Below are 20178 nucleotides of genomic sequence, written 5' to 3'. Positions count from 1 at the left end.
AGAATGCAGTCATTAGTCATTGGGATGCGCGTGAACCTGCTGGCGTTGCGTACCGAGACCTTCGATACCCAGTTCGATCACATCGCCCGCACGCAAGTAAGTCGGCGGCTTCTGACCAAGACCCACGCCCGATGGCGTGCCGGTGCTGATGACATCGCCGGGCAGCAAGGTCATGTAACGACTGATGTAACTGACCAGCTTCGCCACGCCGAAAATCATCGTGCGCGTGTTGCCGTTCTGGTAGCGATGCCCGTTCACTTCCAGCCACAGGTCGAGCTTCTGCGGATCGGGTACGTCGTCCGCCGTGACCAGCCACGGACCGATCGGACCGAAGCTGTCGCAGCTTTTACCCTTCACCCATTGGCCGCCGTGTTCGAGTTGGAACTCGCGTTCGGACAGATCGTTGATCACGGCGTAGCCGGCGACATGCGACAGCGCTTGTTCGACGCTGACGCTACGCGCGGTTTCGCCAATCACCACACCCAGTTCGACTTCCCAATCGGTTTTTACCGAGCCCTGCGGAATGATCACGCCATCGTTCGGGCCGGTGATAGCCGAGGTGGCCTTCATAAAAAGAATGGGTTGCTCAGGGATCGGCGCGCCGGTTTCCGCGGCGTGCTCGCTGTAGTTCAAACCGACACAGATAAACTTGCCCACATGCGCGACAGGAGCGCCAAAACGCGGCTCTCCTGCAACGAGTGGCAACGTGTTCGTGTCGATCGATGCAAGACGCGCGCGACCTTCGCGACTGAGCGCTTGCGCATCGATATCGTTGATAACCGATGACAGGTCGCGCAATGCGCCGGATTTGTCGATCAAGCCGGGCTTTTCCTTGCAGGCAATACCGTAGCGAACGAGTTTCATCGCTTTCTCTCTTGTGCTTAGTTGGACCAGCCGCCGTCCACAATATGAACGGTGCCGGTCGTAAAGGCGGATTCGTCGGAGGCGAGATACAACGCCAACGCGGCGATTTCCTCGGGCTCGCCCAAACGACCCATGGGTTGGCGCTGGACGAAACTGCGCCAGTTGGCTTCTTCATCGCCGCCCAGCGCGCGCACGCGCTCACCCAGCGATGGCGTTTTGACGGTGCCGGGGCAGATGGCGTTGCAACGTACACCGCGCGAGACAAAATCCGTAGCAATGGAACGGGTCAGCCCGATCACCGCGGCTTTGGTGGTGCTGTAAGCAAAACGATTCGGCACGCCTTTGATGCTCGATGCGACCGACGACATATTGATGATGCTGCCCTTGCCACGATCGAGCATGCCTGGCAGCACGGCCTTGCACAGATGAAACATGCTGTCGACATTGATGGAGAACGAGCGATGCCAGCTTGCGTCGTCGGTATCCAGAATGGTGCCGGCGTGCACAAAGCCTGCGCAGTTGAAAAGCACATCGAACGGGCCGGTTTCGCGAACCAGCGTTTCGATCTGATCGGTCTTCGTCACATCCAATATGCGCGTCGTGATCGATGCGTGCTCAGCAGCAAGACTAGTCAACGCATCGGCATTGATATCGGTCGCCAGCACTTTCGCGCCTTGCTTGGCGAAGGCGAGGGCGGTCGCGCGGCCGATACCGGCGCCGGCAGCGGTAACGAGCGCGACTTTGCCCGATAAACGATCGCTCATACGCCATCTCCCGTGCTTCGGTTGTCAGATCGCGCGTTGCGTAAGGTCATGGCGTGTTTCCTGATTCTGAAGAGGTGTATCGATATCCAGCGCGTAGAAACGCACGGCGTTCGCGGCGAAGACGTCTTCGATCGAGCCCGGTGCGTAACGTTCGGTCAGCTGCAAGGCGATCTGCAGCCAATGCGCGTAGTGCGCGTGCGTGGTCAGCACGGGCCAATCGCTGCCCCACATCAAGCGCTCGGGGCCGAAATGCGAAAACAAGTCGGCGACGTAGGGTTCAATCGCATCTTCGTGCACCGGCTCGCCAAGCAGCGTCAACAAGCCGGAAAGTTTGCAATGGAGCTGTGAATGCTGCGCCAACTCATCGATCCAGCTGGTCCATTGATCGAAGCGACCGTCGGCGATAGCAGGTTTGCCTGCGTGATCCAGCACGACATTCAAATGCGGATGCCGATGCAGCCGACGCAACAGTGCAGGGAGCTGCGGCATGCCGACCAAGGCATCGAAGGTCAGGCCGCAATCCTGGATGCAATCGAAGGCGCGATCGAGCGAAGGATTAGCGAGCCAATCCGGATCGGCGAGATCCTGCGCCATCGGGCGCAATCCGCGCAAAAAGCCGCCGCCGTCGCGAATCAGTCGATCAATGCGCGTGCCGACATCGGTGGCTTCCATGTCCACCCAGCCGACCACGCCGACGACCGCCGCGTCTTCTTCGGCCAGTTCGAACAAATAGCGGGTTTCGTCTTCGGTCGGCGCGGCTTGCACCAGCACGCTGAATTGCACGCCTGCCGCGTCGCGCTGCGCGCGAAGATCGTCCGGTAGAAAAGCCCGCTGCAGCGACGCCGGCGCTTGTGCCAGCCAACCGTAATCGCCACGCAAAGGCTGCCAATAATGCTGATGTGCATCGACGATGATCATGGCGTGGGAACTCCATCCTCCAACAAACCGGCATCGCGCAATGCGCGCCATGCTTGGTCAGGAATAGGTGCCTGCATGCGCGCCGCCGCTTGATCGACTTCAGCGATGGAACGCAATCCGCACACGACGCTTGCGACGGCCGGGTGCGCCAGCGGAAATTGCAATGCGGCAGCGCCGACATCGGTGTGCGTGCGCGCGAGAACGTCGTAGAAGCGTTGTGCGCGTGCGACGGTTGCTTCGTCCGCCGGCGCATAGTTGTAGAAGTTGCCGGGGCCGTTTGCGCCGCCGAGCAGGCCGGAGTTGTAAGGACCCGCGGCTAGCATCGCAACGCCGCGCTGCTGCGCTTGCGCCATGACAGCCTGGCTGTGCTGTTGTTCGAACAGCGTGTAGCGCCCCGCAAGCATGATCACGTCGAGCGGAAAATGCGGCATCACTTCCAGACATACCGCCTCTTCGTTAACGCCCAACCCAATCGCTTTGCACGCGCCTTGTGCGCGCAGCTCCGCCATCGCTGGCAACGCTTCGTCCAAGGACTGACGCAAGATGGCGGCATGTTGGTCGCCGTGTGTTTCCGCGCCGATGTCGTGCAGAAGCAGTACATCGATATGATCCGTGTGCAATCGACGCAGACTCGCTTCGAACGAACGCAACACACCGTCGCGACTGTAATCGAAGCGCGCGCGACGGCCGTCGACGATAAAGCCATCGGAATGCTTCGTCTGTTGCGCATCGTCTTCGATAAGACGGCCGACCTTGGTCGATAGCGTGAAGCTCGCGCGCGGCATCTCGTTCAATGCGGCGCCGAGTCGCGATTCGCTAAGTCCGTAACCGTAATAGGGCGCCGTGTCGAAATGCCGGATGCCTTGCCGCCAAGCGTGCGCGATGGTGGCGCAGGCGGAGGCGTCGTCCACGGATTCGTAAAGATTGCCGATCGGCGCCCCGCCGAACGACAACTGCGACCCTAGCCATGCATGCGGCCGCACGGTGGCGTTGGCTGGATTCGGCTTGGTCGTCAACAGCGCCATTCGCCCTCACGATGACTCGCTAAGTGGCCGGCAGCCCGGGTATTTCCGCGCTTTTACCGCCCCCTGTCTGCGTATCATCGCGCATCTTTTCCGTTGTGTATATATAAACAAGTTATTTATAGGTGACCCAGTCGACGTCGTAGCCAAGCAAAAAAAGTAGTTGCAATTGGGTTTGGCTCGATCTAAAACATATATGAAATTGTATTTTGCTAATGAACAGTCCTGGCGCGCACCGTCGCCAGGGTGGGTTCGGATAACGGCAAAAGGGGCGGGCATATGCGGTTTTCGACAGGAACTACCGTAAAAACGACCGGTTTCACCGGTCCGGCGCACCCTGCAAAGAAACGCCCGGGATGACCATGGCCATGCCAGCGACCACGTTGTTAGCCCCTGAGCGGGTCCCCTTGGGCAATCTGGCGCCCGACCATCGTCGCCACGACAGCTTCCTCGCCGCTGACATCGGGGGCACCCATGCGCGAATCGCGCTGATGGCGCGCGACGCGACGGGCGGACCTCACAAGGAAATGGCGTATCGCGTCTACCGATGCGCCGACCATCCGCATCTAGAAGATATCGTTCGCTGCTTCTGCGACGAGTTCGATACGCAGCCGCGCGATCTCGTACTCGCATGCGCGGGTTACGTGCATGCGGGTTCGGTGATCAGCAAGAACCTTGTCTGGCCGGTTTTATTACAAGTGATGAAAGAACGTCTGGCACTGGACAACGTCTGGTTCCTCAACGACCTGCAAGCGCTTGCCTATGCAGTCGGACACGGTGCGGCCGTTGGCGCTGCCGTGTTGAAGGCGCCGATGGCGCGCGAAGCCAATGCAGGCCCTGTCGTCGTGATCGGCCCGGGAACGGGATTGGGCGCTGCGGTATGGCTGCCGGGGCAACCTTCGCGCGTGATGGCGACGGAAGCGGGCCACATGCAGTTGGCCGCGCGCGTCGGCAGAGAACATCAGGTACTGAAGCAATTCGCGCAGCCGGACACTCATGTGCCTTACGACATGGTGCTCTCAGGTCCTGGCTTGCATCGCGTCTATACGGCGCTATGCGCCATTCGCGATCGCTATCCCTCGCTGGAAAATCCGCTGGCGGTGACACGCGCCGCATTGGAAGGTCGCGACGAGATGGCGCACGAAGCGCTCACATTGTTCTGCGGCTGGCTGGGATCCTTCGCGGCCGACGTGGCGATGATCTATGGAGCGACCGGTGGCATCTATCTGGCCGGCGGCTTTTTATTTCAGATGGTCCAATTCATGCGCAGCAGTCCATTGATCGAGCGCTTTCTCGACAAGGGCGTGATGCGTCCGTTTTTGCAAAACGTGCCGATCCGCGTGATGGATCACGGGCATCACGGCGTGATGGGTGCGGCAAGTTGGCATGTCGATACGCATTGTGATGCCAACGCTCGCAGCCTCAGCACCCATACGCCGGACTACTGAGTGCAACACGGCACACGCAAGTTCGTTGGGCGTACGCGTCAAGTCATAAGTTTTTTTCGCAGCACCGATCGCGGATCAGTTTTCTTCCCCTACTTTCCGCGATCGGTCCTTTTTTTGCTGCGGGCAACACCGCCGATAAAGGATGGGCGATGAATCGATTTTTGTTCTGCCTCGGCGCGACAATGGCTTGCACGGTATCTATCGGCGCGGCTGCGCAAACCGCCACGGCGCCCACTGTTCATACGCTTTCTCCACAAGACGCCGATATCGCATGGCAGAAAGCGACAGCGAAATACGAGCCTGCGCGGCAGGCGATCTTGTCGCGCGTCACCGAGCACATGAACGACGGCCCCTTTCGCGACGACTGGGTCTCGCTTCAAAACTATCGCTCGCCCGCGTGGTACGACGATGCCAAGTTCGGCATCTTTATCCATTGGGGCGTGTATTCGGTACCGGCGTTTGGCAGCGAGTGGTATCCGCGCCTGATGTATCAGCAAGGCACGCCGGAGTTCGCGCATCACGTGGCCACGTATGGCCCGCAATCGAAGTTCGGTTACAAGGATTTCATTCCGAAGTTCAAAGCGGAACATTTCGACCCGCAAGCATGGGCCAAGCTGTTCAAGGATGCCGGCGCACGCTACGTGGTGCCGGTGGCTGAGCATCACGACGGTTTCGCGATGTACGACACAAAGTTGTCGGAATGGTCGGCCGTCAACATGGGGCCGCATCGGGATGTCATCGCTGAACTGGAAAAAGCGGTTCGCGCCGACGGCATGCATTTCGGGGTGTCGTCGCATCGCGCTGAGCACGACTGGTTTTTCGACGGCGGTCGAAATGTCGATTCCGACGTGAACGACCCACGCTACGCCGGTCTTTACGGTCCCGCCGAAGCGCATCTGTCCAAAGACGACCAAAACCTTACCGACGATTGGACGTATGTTTCGCAAGCGTGGCTGGATGATTGGTTGGCGCGTACGGCCGAGTTGATCGACAACTACCACCCGGACCTTATCTATTTCGACTGGTGGATCGGCCATCCGACCTTTCGCAATACGCTGCCCAAGTTGTTGGCGTACTACTACAACGAAGGCGCGCATCGCGGCGGCGTGGTCGTCAACTACAAGCTGGGCGAATTTGCAGAAGGCGCCGGCACGCTCGATGTCGAACGCGGCCAATTGACGGGTATTCACTCGACGCATTGGCAGACGGATACGTCGATCAGCAACGCGTCGTGGGGCTACATCGAGCACGATACGTACAAGTCACCCAAGGACATCATCCATCTACTGGTGGATGTGGTGAGTAAGAACGGCAACTTGATGCTGAATATCGGTCCGCGCGCGGACGGCACGATTCCAGATGGTGCGCGCGATGTGCTGCTGGCGATTGGTGGATGGCTGAAAGCGAACGGCGACGCCATCTACGGCAGCAAGCCGTGGCGCGTGTTTGGCGAAGGCCCCACCGAAGTGGTCGGCGGAACGTTTCAGGACACGAAAACCAAGCCGTATACGGCGGAGGACTTTCGTTTTACCACCAAGCCAGGCGTGCTTTACGCCACGGAATTGGGATGGCCGCAAAGCGGCAACGTCGTGATCCATTCGATCAAAGCTTCCGATCGTGTGCGCGCGGTGCGTTTGCTTGCGAACGGCCAGCGTATCGAATGGAAACAACAATCCGATGGTCTGCATCTGGCGCTACCTGCGAAACCCGTCGGCGACTACGCCTACGTTTATCGCATCGAACTGGCGCCCTAATGGGAATGTTTATGAAAAAGTTTGTTTGGTTTCTTTTCGCAGCTCTGGTGTGCGGTAGCGCATGCGCAAAACCGCCGGATGCGATGTTTTATTTGATGGGGACGCAAAAATCGGTCAATTCCTTCACAGCGCATATCGACAAGATCGGTTTGCTGGTTCCCACGTGGTATGGCGTCGATAACCAAGGATTGGTCAATGGCGGCCCCAATCGTTATGTGCTCGATCTGGCCAAGCAGCATCGTTTGCCCGTGATGCCGATCATTTCCATGACGGCCGGTCGCAGCGGATTCCACGATCTGATGCACGACGAAACCGCCAAGCATCACATGATCGAGTCGATGCTGCAGCAGGCGGCCGAATACGGCTACAACGGTTTTCAATTCGATTTCGAAAGTATTTCGTGGACGGATCGCGATGCCTTTACCTTGCTGGTCAAGCAAACCGCCGAAGCGCTGCACAAACAAGGTCTGAAGCTTTCGATTGCCGTGGTGCCGAATGCGCCCGGTCATGCGGGCGATGGAAAATTCTCCAAATGGATGTGGCAATACTGGCGCGGCGTTTACGATTTGTCCGCATTGGGCAAATACGCGGACCTGATCTGCCTGATGACCTACGATCAGCATACGCGTTGGACCGTTCCCGGTCCGGTCGACGGTATGCCCTGGATGCTTGAGCAACTGAAATACGCGTTGACGCAGGTGCCAAAGCAAAAGCTTTCGCTCGGCATCGCGCTGTACGGCTATCGCTGGTACACCGGCGATCCCGTGCGCGCGGACGGTACGGAGGCTTCCAATATTGAAGGCACCTATATCGACGCGGACGAATCGATACCGTTGGCCCAAGAACAAAAAGCCGACGTTCAATGGGATTCGATGGAACACGAATCCTGGTACTACTTCTATCGCGACGACATGCGCGAGTGGGTATTTATGCCGGACGCACACAGCTTCCGCGACCGCTATGCGCTGGTAAAGCAGTACGATTTGGAAGGGTTCTGCTCGTGGGTGCTGGGCGCGGAAGATCCCAAGGTGTGGGACGAGCTACCTGTCGTAGAGCGATGAGAGGGATTTGAACGATGCCGATAAAGCCCGCGTGCTTTGTGCTGATAAGCGTGCTTCTTGCCGGCGCGGGCTCGGTTGGCGCATCGGAAAATTCCGCGTCAACACCGGAAGCGCACGCTACGGCATTGATCGCGCAAATGACGTTGGCGGAAAAGGTCGCGCAGACGCAGAGCAGCGCACCGGCCATCCCGCGCCTTGGCGTTGCGGCATACGATTGGTGGAGCGAGGGGCTGCACGGCATCGCGCGCGATGGTTACGCGACAGTGTTTCCGCAAGCGATCGGGCTTGCAGCGAGTTGGGACACCTCGTTGCTTGCTCAAGTCGGCACAACGGTGTCCACCGAAGCGCGCGCGAAATTCAATGCGGCCGGCGCCGGTCGCGATCACGCGCGTTTCCAAGGCCTCACGATCTGGTCGCCCAATATCAATATCTTCCGCGATCCGCGCTGGGGACGAGGGCAGGAGACGTACGGCGAAGATCCGTATCTCACCGGTCGGCTGGCCGTGAATTTTATCCGCGGCATTCAGGGTGACGATCCCGATCATCCGCGCGCCATCGCGACGCCTAAGCATTTTGTCGTTCACAGCGGACCGGAATCCGGGCGGCATGGGTTCGATGTGGATGTGTCGCCGCACGATCTGCAGGCGACGTATTTGCCGGCGTTTCGCGCAGCGATTACCGAAGGCCGCGCCGGTTCCGTGATGTGCGCGTACAACGCGATTCATGGCACGCCGGCCTGCGCTCATGCCGATTTGTTGACGACCGTGGTGCGTCGCGACTGGGGCTTCAAAGGTTATGTGGTGTCCGACTGCGATGCCGTGGACGACATGACCAAGTTCCATTACTTCAAGCCAGACAACGCGCAGTCTTCGGCGGCAGCCATCGAGGCGGGCACCGATCTTGATTGCGGCGATGCTTATCATGATCTGCTCAAAGCCGTGCACGACGGTTACGTGAAGGAATCGACCCTCGACACCGCGCTCGCTCGGCTCTTCGCTGCGCGTTATCGATTGGGCGAGTGGGGTGGTGGTAGCGATCCTTATGCAAGCATCGGCATGGATCAGGTAGACAGCGCCGCACATCGCAAGCTTGCTTTGCAGGCTGCGCTGGAATCGATGGTGCTGCTGAAGAACGAGCGCGATACATTGCCGTTGCGCGCGAATACGCGCATTGCCGTGATCGGGCCCAATGCCGACACGCTGGAAACCCTGGAGGCGAACTATCACGGCACCGCCAAGGCGCCCGTGACGCCGCTGGAAGGATTGCGCGAACGTTTCGGCGCGGACCACATTCGTTATGCGCAAGGTTCGCCCATCGCCGACGGTGTTCCGATTCCCATTCCCGAAACGGCGCTGCGTACGTCGGAACACGGTGATGTCGGATTGACCGGCGAATACTTCGATGATCTGGATTTCAACGGCAAGCCCCGGCTTACGCGCACCGATCGCGTGATTGATTTCGATTGGGATCATGTCGCGCCGAGTGACGTTCTCAACACGGATCGTTATGCCGTGCGCTGGACCGGCGAATGGATTCCGCCGGTTGCCGGCGATTACACGCTCGCCGTGCATATCGATCGTTGCTTCGACTGCAAAGGTCACGATCCGGTACGTCTGTTTATCGATGGCAAGGAAATCATCCACGACAGCGGCGACGATGCGTCCGTGCAAGCGCAGTTGCACGTCATCGATACTCGCGCGCATGCAATTCGCCTTGAGCTAGTACATAGCGGCCAGGATCAGGGTGTGCGTTTACAGTGGTCCGCACCGGACGACGCGCAGTTGGCCAAGGCGGATGCCGCGATGCGTGATGCGAATGCTGTCGTCGCGTTTGTCGGCCTTTCGCCCGATGTGGAAGGCGAAGAGCTAAAAATCGATGTACCGGGATTCAACGGTGGCGATCGCACCGATATCGCTTTGCCGCAAGCTCAAAAGACGTTGCTGGAACGTGCGGCAGCCAGCGGCAAGCCGCTCATCGTCGTGTTGATGTCGGGCAGCGCCGTCGCGTTGAACTGGGCGAAGGAACATGCCGACGCGATCATCGTAGGTTGGTATCCGGGGCAAGACGGTGGCCGCGCCGTCGCGCAAGTGCTCGCGGGCGATTACAACCCTGCCGGCCGATTGCCGGTCACGTTCTATCGCTCCGTTCGCGATTTGCCGCCGTTCGTCAGTTACGCCATGCAAGGGCGTACGTATCGCTATTTCGCAGGCACGCCGCTTTATCCGTTTGGTTATGGATTGAGTTACTCCCGCTACGGATATAGCGACCTCAGCTTGTCGACGACGGATCTCAAAGCCGGCAAACCGTTGACGGTAAGCGCCGTCGTACGCAACGAGAGCAACCGTGACGGCGACGAAGTAGTCGAGGTTTATCTCGATGCACCCGACAACACGCTTGCGCCGCGTCACGCGTTGGTCGGCTTTCAGCGTGTGCACGTCACGGCGAAGGAAAGTCGGCGGGTAAGTTTTGAATTGGACTCGCGGCAATTGAGCAGCGTAGATGCCGAAGGCGATCGCGCGGTGCTGCCGGGGCGTTATCGTGTATTCGTCGGCGGCGGTCAACCCGGTGATGTCGATGGCGTGAAGTCCGATTTCACGATCAGCGGACGCGAGGCGTTGCCGCGATGAAGCCAGGCGTCCGAACGGCATGAGGCCCGTCACGATTTTCGGCCACGCGTTGGCGATCGCGTCGCTCGTTGCGCCCATGACCGTTATGGCGAATCCCATCGTGTTACGCGAGTTCATTACAACATCGCCGCCGACGCGGCAGAGTCATGCATCCACACTGGTGGAGACGCCAGCCGGACTTGTCGCCGCATGGTTCGGTGGCAAGCTGGAGCGCGATCCCAGCGTGGGCATTTGGCTGTCGCGCCATGTCGACGGACATTGGAGCGTACCGGTGGAAGTCGCCAACGGCGTGCAAGCGGATGGGCATCGGGAGCCCACGTGGAATCCGGTGCTCTTTCTTCCTCGAGGCGGACCGCTGTTCCTCTTTTATAAGGTCGGTCCCGATCCGCAGCACTGGCGCGGCATGATCAAGACGTCGAATGACAACGGGGCTCACTGGTCGGAGGCTCGCGCGCTTCCCACTGGGATACTGGGGCCCATCAAAGATAAGCCGGTGCAACTCGCTGACGGCACGTTGGTGAGTCCGTCGAGCACGGAGCTGGGACACTGGACTGTCCATTTTGAACGCTCATCCGATCACGGCGAAACATGGACCTTGAGCCAAGCGGTTCCCAATCCCGACGCCATCGAGGCGATCCAGCCGAGTCTTTTGCTCTGGCCTCACGGCAGATTGCAGGCGATAGGCCGAACCAAGCAGGACCGTCTGTTCTCCACGCTGTCAGCCGACGGCGGACGTACGTGGTCCCCGCTGAAATTGTTGGACGTGCCTAATCCCAATTCGGGTATCGACGCTGTTGTCCTGGCTGACGGGCGAGCGTGCCTGGTCTACAACCCGACCACGCATGGGAAGGACTGGTGGAATGGGCGAGGGACGCTTGCGGTGGCCGTGTCCAGGGACGGTCAGCACTGGAAGCCTGTCCTGACTCTGGAGAACACCCCGGGCGAGGAATTTTCCTACCCGGCGGTCATTCAGACTCCGGACGGCTTGGTGCACATCACCTACACATGGAAACGGCTTCAAATCGCACATGTAGCGATCGATCCGAGTCGACTTTAAGGGGACGCCCGTGCGCCAGCTTAGAAATTTGCGGCGAATGACAAGATTCTGTTGCGTTGCGACTTGCCTCGATCTAAATTCGCCCTATAAGATTTTTACAAATAAATATGAAATGGACGTTCGTATATGAATGAGCCGGTGGCTAGGCTCAGCACATTCAACGCCGGGAGGGGATATGAGGGTTTCCATCCATCTGCGTAAAAACACCACGAGGTCGCCTCGTGTGTGATGACGGCGGCTACGAGCGCTATGGCGATACAAGAAACGCTTCGTCGCTGTCAGACGCGCCCCTTGCCGATGCGTCGGTAGGCACGCCTATGTCTTCCGCATCGGCGTCGCCGTTTACTGGAACGCAGGAACTCTTCCTTGCCGCCGACGTGGGCGGCACGCATGCGCGTATCGGTTTGATCGCGTTCCAACCCGAACAAAGCATGCCGGTGATGCTGGCATACCGTGTGTATACGTGCGCCCATTTCGCCGGCCTCGATGCCATCGTGCGCGCGTTTTGCAATGAGTTCGCGGTGAAACCTCAGTGCCTCGCGCTGGCGTGCGCAGGCTTCCTGCATGATGGCGCGGTGGTCAACAACAATCTGCGCTGGCCCGTGGCGCCGGCGATGTTGGAAAAGTCGCTCGCGTTGCGCGAAGTGAAAGTGCTCAACGATTTCGAAGCGCTGGCTTACGGCACGGCGTATCTGGATCCGCGCAACGTCACCACGCTGTATACGCCGCCGCGAAACAACGGCGCGTACGAAGGTCCGGTGGTGGTGGTTGGACCTGGCACGGGGCTCGGCGTGGCCGTGCGCTTGCCGGGCACGCCGCCGCAAGTGTTGGCGACCGAGGCGGGGCATATTCAATTGGCTGCACGCGTCGGTCGCGAGCAAGCCGTGTTGTCCGAACTTGTCGCGGCCGATACGCATATTCCCTATGACTCGGTGTTGTCCGGTCCGGGCTTGTTGCGCGTGTACCAGGCGGTATGCCGACTTGGTGGCGTCGACGCTGCGTTGTCCGAGCCTTCGGCGATCACCGCCGCAGCGTGCGCGAATACGAATGCGCAAGCGGTCGAAACGCTGCATTTGTTCTGCGGATGGCTGGGTTCCTTCGCGGGCGATCTGGCCATGCTTTACGGCGCCACGGGCGGTATTTACGTGGCCGGCGGATTCCTGTCGCGCATGACGGATTTCATGGCGAACAGCAGCTTTGTCAGCCGTTTCCTGGATAAAGGCGTGATGCGTCCGTTCCAGCAGACGGTTCCGGTCCACGTAGTCGATCATGCGCAGCTCGGCGTCGTCGGCGCCGCGAGTTGGTTGATGCACGAGCATTTGCGCAGCGGCGGTCAAGCCGGATGACTATGCGCACGACCACGCAACCGTCTTCCCAATACCGCGCTCGTTACGGTTTGGGAATAGTTTGCGTGCTGTGCAGCACTGGCGTTGTCGCTGCCGATGCGCCGCAGTCGGTAACGCCGCCGAATGCAGCCACTATCGAGCAGCAGTGGGTGGCGGCGAATCGTCCGTTCGACGGCGTGCGCAAGACCATTCTTGCGCAGACGCTCAAAGACGCCTGGCAAGGCCCGATGTCGCCGGACTGGAAAAGCCTTACCGCGTACAACACGCCGGAATGGTATCGGGATGCGAAGTTCGGCATCTTCATCCATTGGGGCGTGTATTCGGTCGCGGCGTACAAAGGCGAGTGGTATCCACGCCATATGTACGAGCGCACCGGCGAATACGCCAACTACTATCAGCATCAGGTGACGACTTACGGCGCGATGCCGGAAGTCGGCTACAAAGATCTGATTCCGCTTTTCAAGGCGGAGCACTTCGATCCCAACGCATGGGCGAAACTGTTCCGCGAAGCGGGCGCGCGTTATGTCGTGCCGGTGGCCGAGCATCACGACGGCTTCGCCATGTACGACTCCAAACTGTCCGACTGGACCGCCGTGAAAATGGGTCCGCATCGCGATGTGATCGGCGAATTGGCGAAAGCGATTCGTGCGCAGGGCATGAAGCTTGGATTGTCGTCGCATCGCGCGGAACACGACTGGTTCTACGAGTACGGTCGCACCTTCAATTCCGATGTGAACGATCCGCGCTACGCCGCGCTGTACGGACCGGCGCATCCGACCGAATCGGCGAAAGGCGAAGACGGCAAAGACGTGGATTGGACCTTCGTGTCCGATGCTTACCTCGACGACTGGCTCGCACGTTCGTCCGAAATCGTGCAGGACTATCACCCGGATCTGATGTATTTCGATTGGTGGGTGGGTCAACCGCGTTTCCGTGGCGCGTTGGCCGAATTCGCGGCGTTTTACTACAACCAGGCCGCATCGCGAGAGCAGGGCGTTGTACTCAATTACAAACTCGACAACATGATGCCAGGCAGCGGCACCTTGAATATCGAGCGTGGACAAGCGGCGGACATTCGTACGCAACCGTGGCAGACCGAAACATCGGTGAGTCCGGATTCGTGGGGTTACGCCGAGGGCGACACGTATAAATCGCCCGATGAGATCGTGCAGTTGCTCGCCGATGTAGTGAGCAAGAACGGCAATCTGCTGTTGAATATCGGCCCGAAGGCCGACGGTACGATTCCCGATCAAGCCAAGAGCATTTTGTTGGCGGTCGGCGATTGGCTGAAGATAAACGGCGAAGCGATTTACGGATCGCGACCGTGGCATCGTTTCGGCGAAGGTCCCACGCACGTCGCCGCCGGCACCATGCAGGACACCAAGACCAAGCCGTACACATCGGAAGATTTCCGCTTCACCACGCATAACGGCCGGCTCTACGCCATCGAAATGGAATGGCCGACGTCGGGCCACGCCTGGATTCATTCCGTAACGCCGTCCACAAAAGTGAAGGCAGTGACCTTGCTGGCGAGCGGCAAGCCGTTGCCGTTTCACCAACAGGATGACGGCTTGCATATCGATGTACCTGCACGTCCGGACGGCGTGCATGCCTATGTTTTTCGCATCGACACGGAAGATGATGTCGCGCAATCAACGACGGAGGGCCGTAAGTATCTTCCATAAACCGATGCAGCTTACATAACAAGAAAGTACAGACCTACAAGGTCACGAGTTAAAGAAATCCACATGGGTGGTTCCGACTTATTAGGGGGTCGGGGCTGCCGCAGATATCGATTTTTCACCGGGAGGGGAGAAAGTATGAACTCCATTCGTATACGCCGTAGCGTGCTGGCGAGTTCCTTGGCGCTGGCGCTTTTCACACCGTTTGCATTTGCTCAGACGTCGGCGACGTCGACGAATAATCAGCAATCCACGCAGTCCAGCTCGTCGCAATCGGTTACGTCCAACGGACAGGCCGACCAAAGCTCGGCAAAACAACTGCAGGCAGTCACCGTCACCGGTTCTATGATCCCGCGCGTGGAGATCGAGGGACCGGCGCCCGTGGTCAGCGTTACCGGCCAGCAGATCAAGGATCAGGGCTTCACCACGCTGTGGGAATTCCTGGATTCTTTGCCGCAGGTAGGCCAGCAGCAGCAGGATCCGGCCTCATGGGGTTCCACGTCGGTCAACGCGCGCTCGGTTAACTTGCGCAACCTGGGCCCGGGTTTCAGTTTGCTAATGATCGACGGTCATCGCATCGTGGATTATCCGCAGCCGTTGAGCGCGCGGAGCAACTTCCAGAATTACAACAACATCCCCACCGGCATGATCGACCATGTCGAAATCCTGGCCTCCGGTGCTTCGTCGATCTACGGTTCGGATGCCGTGGCGGGTGTGGTCAACGTGATCCTGAAGAAGAACTACCAGGGTGACGAATTGCAGATCACCGGCGGCGGCGCCACGCGTGGTGGCCGCAACTATGGCGATATCAATTTCTTCGGCGGCAAGTCCGGTCAAAACTGGCACATTCTCTACAACGTGGAGAAGTCCAACCGCACGGCGTTGTGGGGGAGCAATCGCCCCTATCAGGATTCGGTAGCCGATGCAGGTTACGGCGCCTGGAACCCGGCCGACCGCATGTTTGGCTACCAGTACGACGCGTCCGGCGCTCTTGCACTCTCCGCGACGAACGGCGCGGGCCAGTACATCACGCCGCCGGCGGGAACCTGCTCGAAGTTCAGCAACTCGCAGTTGAGCCAATCGCATAGCGTCACCACCAGTGGCACGCAGATCACCGGTACGACCGACAATGGCTTCTACTGTTCGCAGCCCGCGTTGTTCCGCAATTGGGTGCTGACGCCCGGCAGTCGCAACAACGATGCCTACCTGGCCGGCGAGTACGATCTTAGCAACGGCATTCAGGTCTATGGTTCAGCGGCCCTGTATCAATCTGTGGGTATCTCCAATACCCAGTTGCCGTTCTTCGGCTACGGTTCGCCTTTCTTCGACAAGACCACCGGGCAAACTATCAATGCGCTCGATCGTCAGCTAACCGAGCAGGAAATGGGTACGAATGCGAATACCCATGATCGCGAGGTGAACTGGAACATCACGGCCGGCGTGCGCGGCACGGTGTTCGACGGCAAGTTCAATTGGGACGCCAGCCTCAACACCCAGAAGTACATCGTCCGCGAAGATTTCACGGGCATGAACCAAACGGCCATGAACAATTTCTTCCTTGGTCAGCAGCAGGGGACCACGGCTGGCGGTTTGCCCATCTACGCCATCAACTGGCAGCAGTTCTGGAACCCGATCACGCCTCAGCAATACAGCACGTTCGCGGTCAACGGCACGAACACCGCGTCGTCGTCCTTGGACCAGGCGCAGTTCCGCGTCAATGGCGACTTGTTCAAGTTCCCCTGGACGGAGGAATCGGTGGGTTGGGCGGCCGTGCTGGAAGCCGCGCATAACAGCTTCCTGCTCTCGCCGGATCCCCGCGCCGCGAACGGCGCGACGTTTGTGGATCCGTTCTATCAGTACAACACCGGTGGTGGCACTCGCCAGCGTTACTCGTTCGGCACTGAATTCCGCGTGCCGATCGTAGACAAGCTGACCTGGACCATTTCCGGTCGCATGGACAAGTACCACGACGCCAGCCGCGCTGACATTGCCCGCACCTGGGGCACGGGCCTTGAGTTCCGTCCGATCGACAGCCTGTTGCTGCGCGGTAGCTACGGTACCAACTTCAAGGCGCCTGACATGCAGGCGATCTACCAGAGCGTCTCCTCCGTGCCGCAAGGCATTTACGAGGATTACCTGAGCTGTATCAACGCCATCAAAGCTGGCAATACCCAGAGCACATGGTGCAACGGCAGTATTCAGCGTCCTCAGTCGCAGTATTACACCTTGTACACGGGCGGCAGCCGCGTGTTGAAGCCGCAGACCGGCCATTCCTGGACCTACGGTTTCGTGTGGCAGATTCCGGGCGTGCAGGGCCTGTCGTTCTCCGCCGACTACTGGCACATGGGTGTGGACAACTCGATCCAGTACCTCAGTGCCGACACGGTGCTCCAGGACGAGGCGGGCTGCCTTACCGGCGTGCTGCCACTCGGCTCAACCGGTTTGGCGCCGTACACCGCGCACGCGCAGGGGTCGCAGTATTGCCAGATGGTGTCGGAACTGGTGCAGCGTAATGCGGCGGGCAACATTACCTCCGTGCATTCCGGTGCGATCAACGAAGCCTCGCTGTATGTCGGCGGTATCGATGCTTCGCTGGACTACAAGTTCCATACCGATAATTACGGTGACTTCCGCGCCAACATCAACTACACCGACAACCTCTCGTACAAGCAGCGTGTGCTGGCGTCCGACATGTTGCAAAACACCCGCTACCAGAACGTGGCAAGCAGGATCACGTGGATTGCTGACTGGCACCGGGGCGACTGGTCCGCGTCGGTCTCTGGTGTGCGTGACGGCGGTTTGCGCGCGCCAGGCTACGGCGCTTGCAATACATTGCCCAACGGTATTCAGCCGAGCGCGGTCACGGTGAGAGTTGGCACCGAGAACATCAATACCGGTGCTTGTCAGATCGGTGGCGTGAATGTTGACGACACTGTGTACTACGGCCATACGCCAGTGTGGATCACCTGGAACGGATCGGTCGGCTGGCAGCTCAATCCGGATGTCAATCTGAAGCTCACCGTGTCGAATATCTTCAACAAGGTCTCGACGATTCCGTACTACGCAGGTGGTTTCGAGTTCGTTACGACGGGTCAGACCGGCAGCGAATACAACGGCCGCGAGTGGTTCCTAACGTTCGACTACAAGCTCGACTGATCTCTCTCAGGTTGGGTGTTCCACCGCCCCGGCTTCGGCCGGGGCTACATGAGATGGTCCTCCACACCCTACCCGGGCTCCGAGGTAGGGTGTGGTTTTTCAGGGCCTCGCACATGCAATACATTCCAGCGAACGGACGTTCCCCGATGCTCAGATTCGCCTTCTCGTTGTGTCTTGGTTTATTCCTGTCTGTGACCAGTGCGCATGTCGTCGCCGAGGTCACGATCCTTCCCAAGCCGCAGCATCTGGAAGCGGGAGAGGGCAGTTATCGCATCGATGCGCATACCGGCATCGATGCGCCGGACGGTTCGCGCGCGCAGGAAATCGTCGCGTTTCTTCGCGATGCGGTGAGAGAACAAACCGGCATCGAATTATCGCGAAGCCCTCATGCGCACGGCATCGTGTTGGCGATCGATCCCACGGTAAGCGGCGACGAAGCCTATCGCATGGCCGTGACGCCGAGCGGCATCGTCATCCAGGCGTCGAGCGACAAAGGCTTGTTCTGGGGTGTGCAGACGCTGCGTCAATTGTTGCCGTTGAAGCATGCCGCAACGATCTCCGTTCCGGCTGTGCAAATCGAAGATGCGCCGACATTTTCCTATCGCGGCTTCATGCTCGACGTAGGTCGGCATTTTTATCCGATTTCGTTTATCAAAAAGCAGCTCGATCTGTTGAGCTACTACAAGATCAATACCTTCCATTGGCATCTTACGGAAGACCAAGGTTGGCGCGTCCAGATTCACCGCTATCCCAAACTCACATCCGTCGGCGCCTGGCGCACGGAAGAAGACGGTAGTCGTTACGGCGGTTTTTATACCCAGAATGAAATTCGCGAGATCGTGGAATATGCACGACTGCGCAACATCCTGGTCATTCCGGAAATCGAGATGCCGGGGCACAGCGTTGCAGCATTGGCCTCGTATCCCGAATATTCCTGCACGCAACAACCGCTGACCGTGCCCGCCACGTGGGGCGTGTTCAAAGATATCGATTGCGTCGGAGATCCCGAGACCTTCACCTTCCTTCAGCACGTACTGGATGAAGTCATCACGCTGTTCCCGAGCGCGTATGTCCACATCGGCGGCGACGAAACGCCGAAAGATCGCTGGAAGGACTGCGCCTCCTGCCAGGCGCTGATGCACGAGCAAGGACTGAAAGACGAGGAAGGCCTGCAGAGCTATTTCATCAAGCATATGCAGAGCTATCTCGCCAGCAAAGGCAAAACGCTGATCGGCTGGGACGAGATTCTCGAAGGCGGTGCGGACAAGAACGCCATCATCGAAATCTGGCGCGGCGACAACGAGGCGCGCAAGGCGCTTGCCAACGGCAACCGCATTATCGTGGCGGGGCCGTTCTATTTCGATGCGCCTCTGGACAAGCTGACCGTGGAGCAGGTGTATCGCACCGACATCACGGGCCAAACCGTGTCGGGCTCGGGCGACGACGCCGTATTCAAAGAGCATCACGCACAAATCCTCGGTGCCGAAGCGCCGTTGTGGAGCGAGCACGCCAACCCTTTCAACGCAGAATCCAAAATCTATCCGCGCTTGCTGGCGCTTGCGGAAAATCTCTGGACGGGCGCGCATGACGATGCGGCCTACGCCGACTTCGAGCAGCGGTTGCAGGCGCAGTATCATTGGTTGGATACGCAGCACGTCGCCTATGGCCCTGAAAATCAGCCGGTCGTGAAGTATTCGATCGCCTACGATGCGCAACACGGCGGTTGGCAATTGCAAGCCAAACGAGGATTCGACGATCTGCAAAATCGCTACACCGAAAACGGCGAAGACCCAACAGCGCAATCGCCTGTATTCGGCGATAACGCAAATATCGGCAAGCCGGGTACGGTGAAAGTCACGCCCTTCCGTAAAGGCCTGCGTTACGACAACGCGACAAGTTTTAGCTTGGTGCGCAACTTGGCGTCTGGACGCGATATCGCCTTCGCGCAAGCGCCCGATTCCGCTTATGCATCGGGCGCTTCGCTGGTCGATGGCGTAGAAGGCAGCTCCGATTTTCACGACGGTCGCTGGGCTGCCTGGCACGACAACGACCTCGACGCCACGATCGATTTGCAAAAAGACGTGTCGATCCACGCCATCAATGTCGGATTTATGCAGGCAATCGAGTCTCGAATTTTCCTACCGGAAAAGATGACGTTCCTCGCGTCGTTGGATGGACAGCATTGGACGACCGTGTATACCAATGCGCCCGCATTCGACGCAGCGCTTCGCGTAGGGACGCGGCGGTTCCGATTCCAATCGCAACAACCGGTGATGGCTCGTTATATTCGCATCGAAGCGAATCTGCCTAAGTCATTGCCCGCGGACATCTCGGACAGCGCCAAGGATATTTGGTTGTTCTCCGATGAGATCGTCGTTCAATAAGAACGCATAGCGCGCCCTGCGTCCGTTTAGGGGAGCAGGGCTTCGACGTTTCCATTGACCGAAAGCAGCGTGTTGATGCCGCTGCTTGATTTGCG

Annotated in this window: 13 protein-coding genes; 9 read left to right on the top strand and 4 right to left on the bottom strand. The window is 59.0% G+C overall.

Annotated elements, in window-relative coordinates; all coding sequences use genetic code 11:
* Nucleotides 1–12 precede the first annotated feature (12 nt).
* The 4 genes from L0U79_RS13025 to L0U79_RS13010 are packed head-to-tail and all read right to left on the bottom strand — an operon-like array spanning nt 13 to nt 3571.
* Nucleotides 13–864 carry a fumarylacetoacetate hydrolase family protein gene (locus L0U79_RS13025; RefSeq protein ID WP_233842701.1) on the bottom strand — a complete coding sequence of 284 codons (852 nt, stop codon included), beginning with the start codon at nt 862–864 and terminating at the stop codon, nt 13–15.
* A gap of 17 nt (nt 865–881) precedes the next feature.
* Nucleotides 882–1628, bottom strand: coding sequence for an SDR family oxidoreductase (locus L0U79_RS13020; RefSeq protein WP_233842700.1), 747 nt, complete (start codon nt 1626–1628; stop codon nt 882–884).
* Between the two features lie 24 nt (nt 1629–1652).
* On the bottom strand, nt 1653–2546 hold the full coding sequence (locus tag L0U79_RS13015) for an amidohydrolase family protein (RefSeq protein WP_233842699.1): 894 nt from the start codon (nt 2544–2546) through the stop codon (nt 1653–1655).
* A complete protein-coding gene (locus tag L0U79_RS13010; protein WP_233842698.1) occupies nt 2543–3571 on the bottom strand; it encodes an aldo/keto reductase in 1029 nt (342 codons plus the stop codon). Before L0U79_RS13010 ends, L0U79_RS13015 begins: the two co-directional genes overlap by 4 nt.
* A gap of 365 nt (nt 3572–3936) precedes the next feature.
* Between L0U79_RS13010 and L0U79_RS13005 the strand changes: the two genes are divergently transcribed.
* The 9 genes from L0U79_RS13005 to L0U79_RS12965 all read left to right on the top strand — a co-directional run bounded on the left by L0U79_RS13005 (nt 3937) and on the right by L0U79_RS12965 (nt 20083).
* Nucleotides 3937–5016 (top strand): glucokinase, encoded by a 1080-nt coding sequence (locus L0U79_RS13005; protein WP_233842697.1) that lies wholly within the window; start codon nt 3937–3939, stop codon nt 5014–5016.
* A 149-nt stretch (nt 5017–5165) separates the two neighbouring features.
* The gene (locus L0U79_RS13000) at nt 5166–6770 is read left to right on the top strand and encodes an alpha-L-fucosidase (RefSeq protein ID WP_233842696.1); all 1605 of its coding nucleotides are present in this window, start codon (nt 5166–5168) and stop codon (nt 6768–6770) included.
* 11 nt (nt 6771–6781) lie between these two features.
* Entirely contained in the window at nt 6782–7831 is a 1050-nt protein-coding gene (locus L0U79_RS12995) for a glycosyl hydrolase family 18 protein (RefSeq protein WP_233842695.1), read from the top strand.
* A 14-nt stretch (nt 7832–7845) separates the two neighbouring features.
* Nucleotides 7846–10458 carry a glycoside hydrolase family 3 C-terminal domain-containing protein gene (locus L0U79_RS12990; RefSeq protein ID WP_345778435.1) on the top strand — a complete coding sequence of 871 codons (2613 nt, stop codon included), beginning with the start codon at nt 7846–7848 and terminating at the stop codon, nt 10456–10458.
* A 19-nt stretch (nt 10459–10477) separates the two neighbouring features.
* Nucleotides 10478–11515: a sialidase family protein gene (locus L0U79_RS12985; RefSeq protein WP_233842694.1), complete on the top strand. Its 1038-nt coding sequence runs from the start codon at nt 10478–10480 to the stop codon at nt 11513–11515.
* A 317-nt stretch (nt 11516–11832) separates the two neighbouring features.
* Complete coding sequence (locus L0U79_RS12980; protein WP_233842693.1) at nt 11833–12861, top strand: glucokinase; 1029 nt, start codon at nt 11833–11835, stop codon at nt 12859–12861.
* A gap of 2 nt (nt 12862–12863) precedes the next feature.
* On the top strand, nt 12864–14546 hold the full coding sequence (locus L0U79_RS12975) for an alpha-L-fucosidase (protein WP_233842692.1): 1683 nt from the start codon (nt 12864–12866) through the stop codon (nt 14544–14546).
* 135 nt (nt 14547–14681) lie between these two features.
* A complete protein-coding gene (locus L0U79_RS12970; RefSeq protein ID WP_233842691.1) occupies nt 14682–17699 on the top strand; it encodes a TonB-dependent receptor in 3018 nt (1005 codons plus the stop codon).
* Between the two features lie 146 nt (nt 17700–17845).
* The gene (locus tag L0U79_RS12965) at nt 17846–20083 is read left to right on the top strand and encodes a family 20 glycosylhydrolase (protein WP_233842690.1); all 2238 of its coding nucleotides are present in this window, start codon (nt 17846–17848) and stop codon (nt 20081–20083) included.
* Nucleotides 20084–20178: the final 95 nt, after the last annotated feature.

The sequence above is a fragment of the Dyella sp. 2HG41-7 genome (assembly GCF_021390675.1).
In the GTDB taxonomy this organism is placed as follows: domain Bacteria; phylum Pseudomonadota; class Gammaproteobacteria; order Xanthomonadales; family Rhodanobacteraceae; genus Dyella_B.
Note: the sequence above shows the minus strand (reverse complement) of the source record. Positions and strands in the feature narration are given on the sequence as shown.

What these genes read in the sequence shown, in the direction of transcription:
- L0U79_RS13025 (WP_233842701.1), bottom strand. Translation starts at nt 864, where the DNA reads ATGAAACTCGTTCGCTACGGTATTGCCTGCAAGGAAAAGCCCGGCTTG.
- L0U79_RS13020 (WP_233842700.1), bottom strand. Translation starts at nt 1,628, where the DNA reads ATGAGCGATCGTTTATCGGGCAAAGTCGCGCTCGTTACCGCTGCCGGC.
- L0U79_RS13015 (WP_233842699.1), bottom strand. Translation starts at nt 2,546, where the DNA reads ATGATCATCGTCGATGCACATCAGCATTATTGGCAGCCTTTGCGTGGC.
- L0U79_RS13010 (WP_233842698.1), bottom strand. Translation starts at nt 3,571, where the DNA reads ATGGCGCTGTTGACGACCAAGCCGAATCCAGCCAACGCCACCGTGCGG.
- L0U79_RS13005 (WP_233842697.1), top strand. Translation starts at nt 3,937, where the DNA reads ATGCCAGCGACCACGTTGTTAGCCCCTGAGCGGGTCCCCTTGGGCAAT.
- L0U79_RS13000 (WP_233842696.1), top strand. Translation starts at nt 5,166, where the DNA reads ATGAATCGATTTTTGTTCTGCCTCGGCGCGACAATGGCTTGCACGGTA.
- L0U79_RS12995 (WP_233842695.1), top strand. Translation starts at nt 6,782, where the DNA reads ATGAAAAAGTTTGTTTGGTTTCTTTTCGCAGCTCTGGTGTGCGGTAGC.
- L0U79_RS12990 (WP_345778435.1), top strand. Translation starts at nt 7,846, where the DNA reads ATGCCGATAAAGCCCGCGTGCTTTGTGCTGATAAGCGTGCTTCTTGCC.
- L0U79_RS12985 (WP_233842694.1), top strand. Translation starts at nt 10,478, where the DNA reads ATGAGGCCCGTCACGATTTTCGGCCACGCGTTGGCGATCGCGTCGCTC.
- L0U79_RS12980 (WP_233842693.1), top strand. Translation starts at nt 11,833, where the DNA reads ATGTCTTCCGCATCGGCGTCGCCGTTTACTGGAACGCAGGAACTCTTC.
- L0U79_RS12975 (WP_233842692.1), top strand. Translation starts at nt 12,864, where the DNA reads ATGCGCACGACCACGCAACCGTCTTCCCAATACCGCGCTCGTTACGGT.
- L0U79_RS12970 (WP_233842691.1), top strand. Translation starts at nt 14,682, where the DNA reads ATGAACTCCATTCGTATACGCCGTAGCGTGCTGGCGAGTTCCTTGGCG.
- L0U79_RS12965 (WP_233842690.1), top strand. Translation starts at nt 17,846, where the DNA reads ATGCTCAGATTCGCCTTCTCGTTGTGTCTTGGTTTATTCCTGTCTGTG.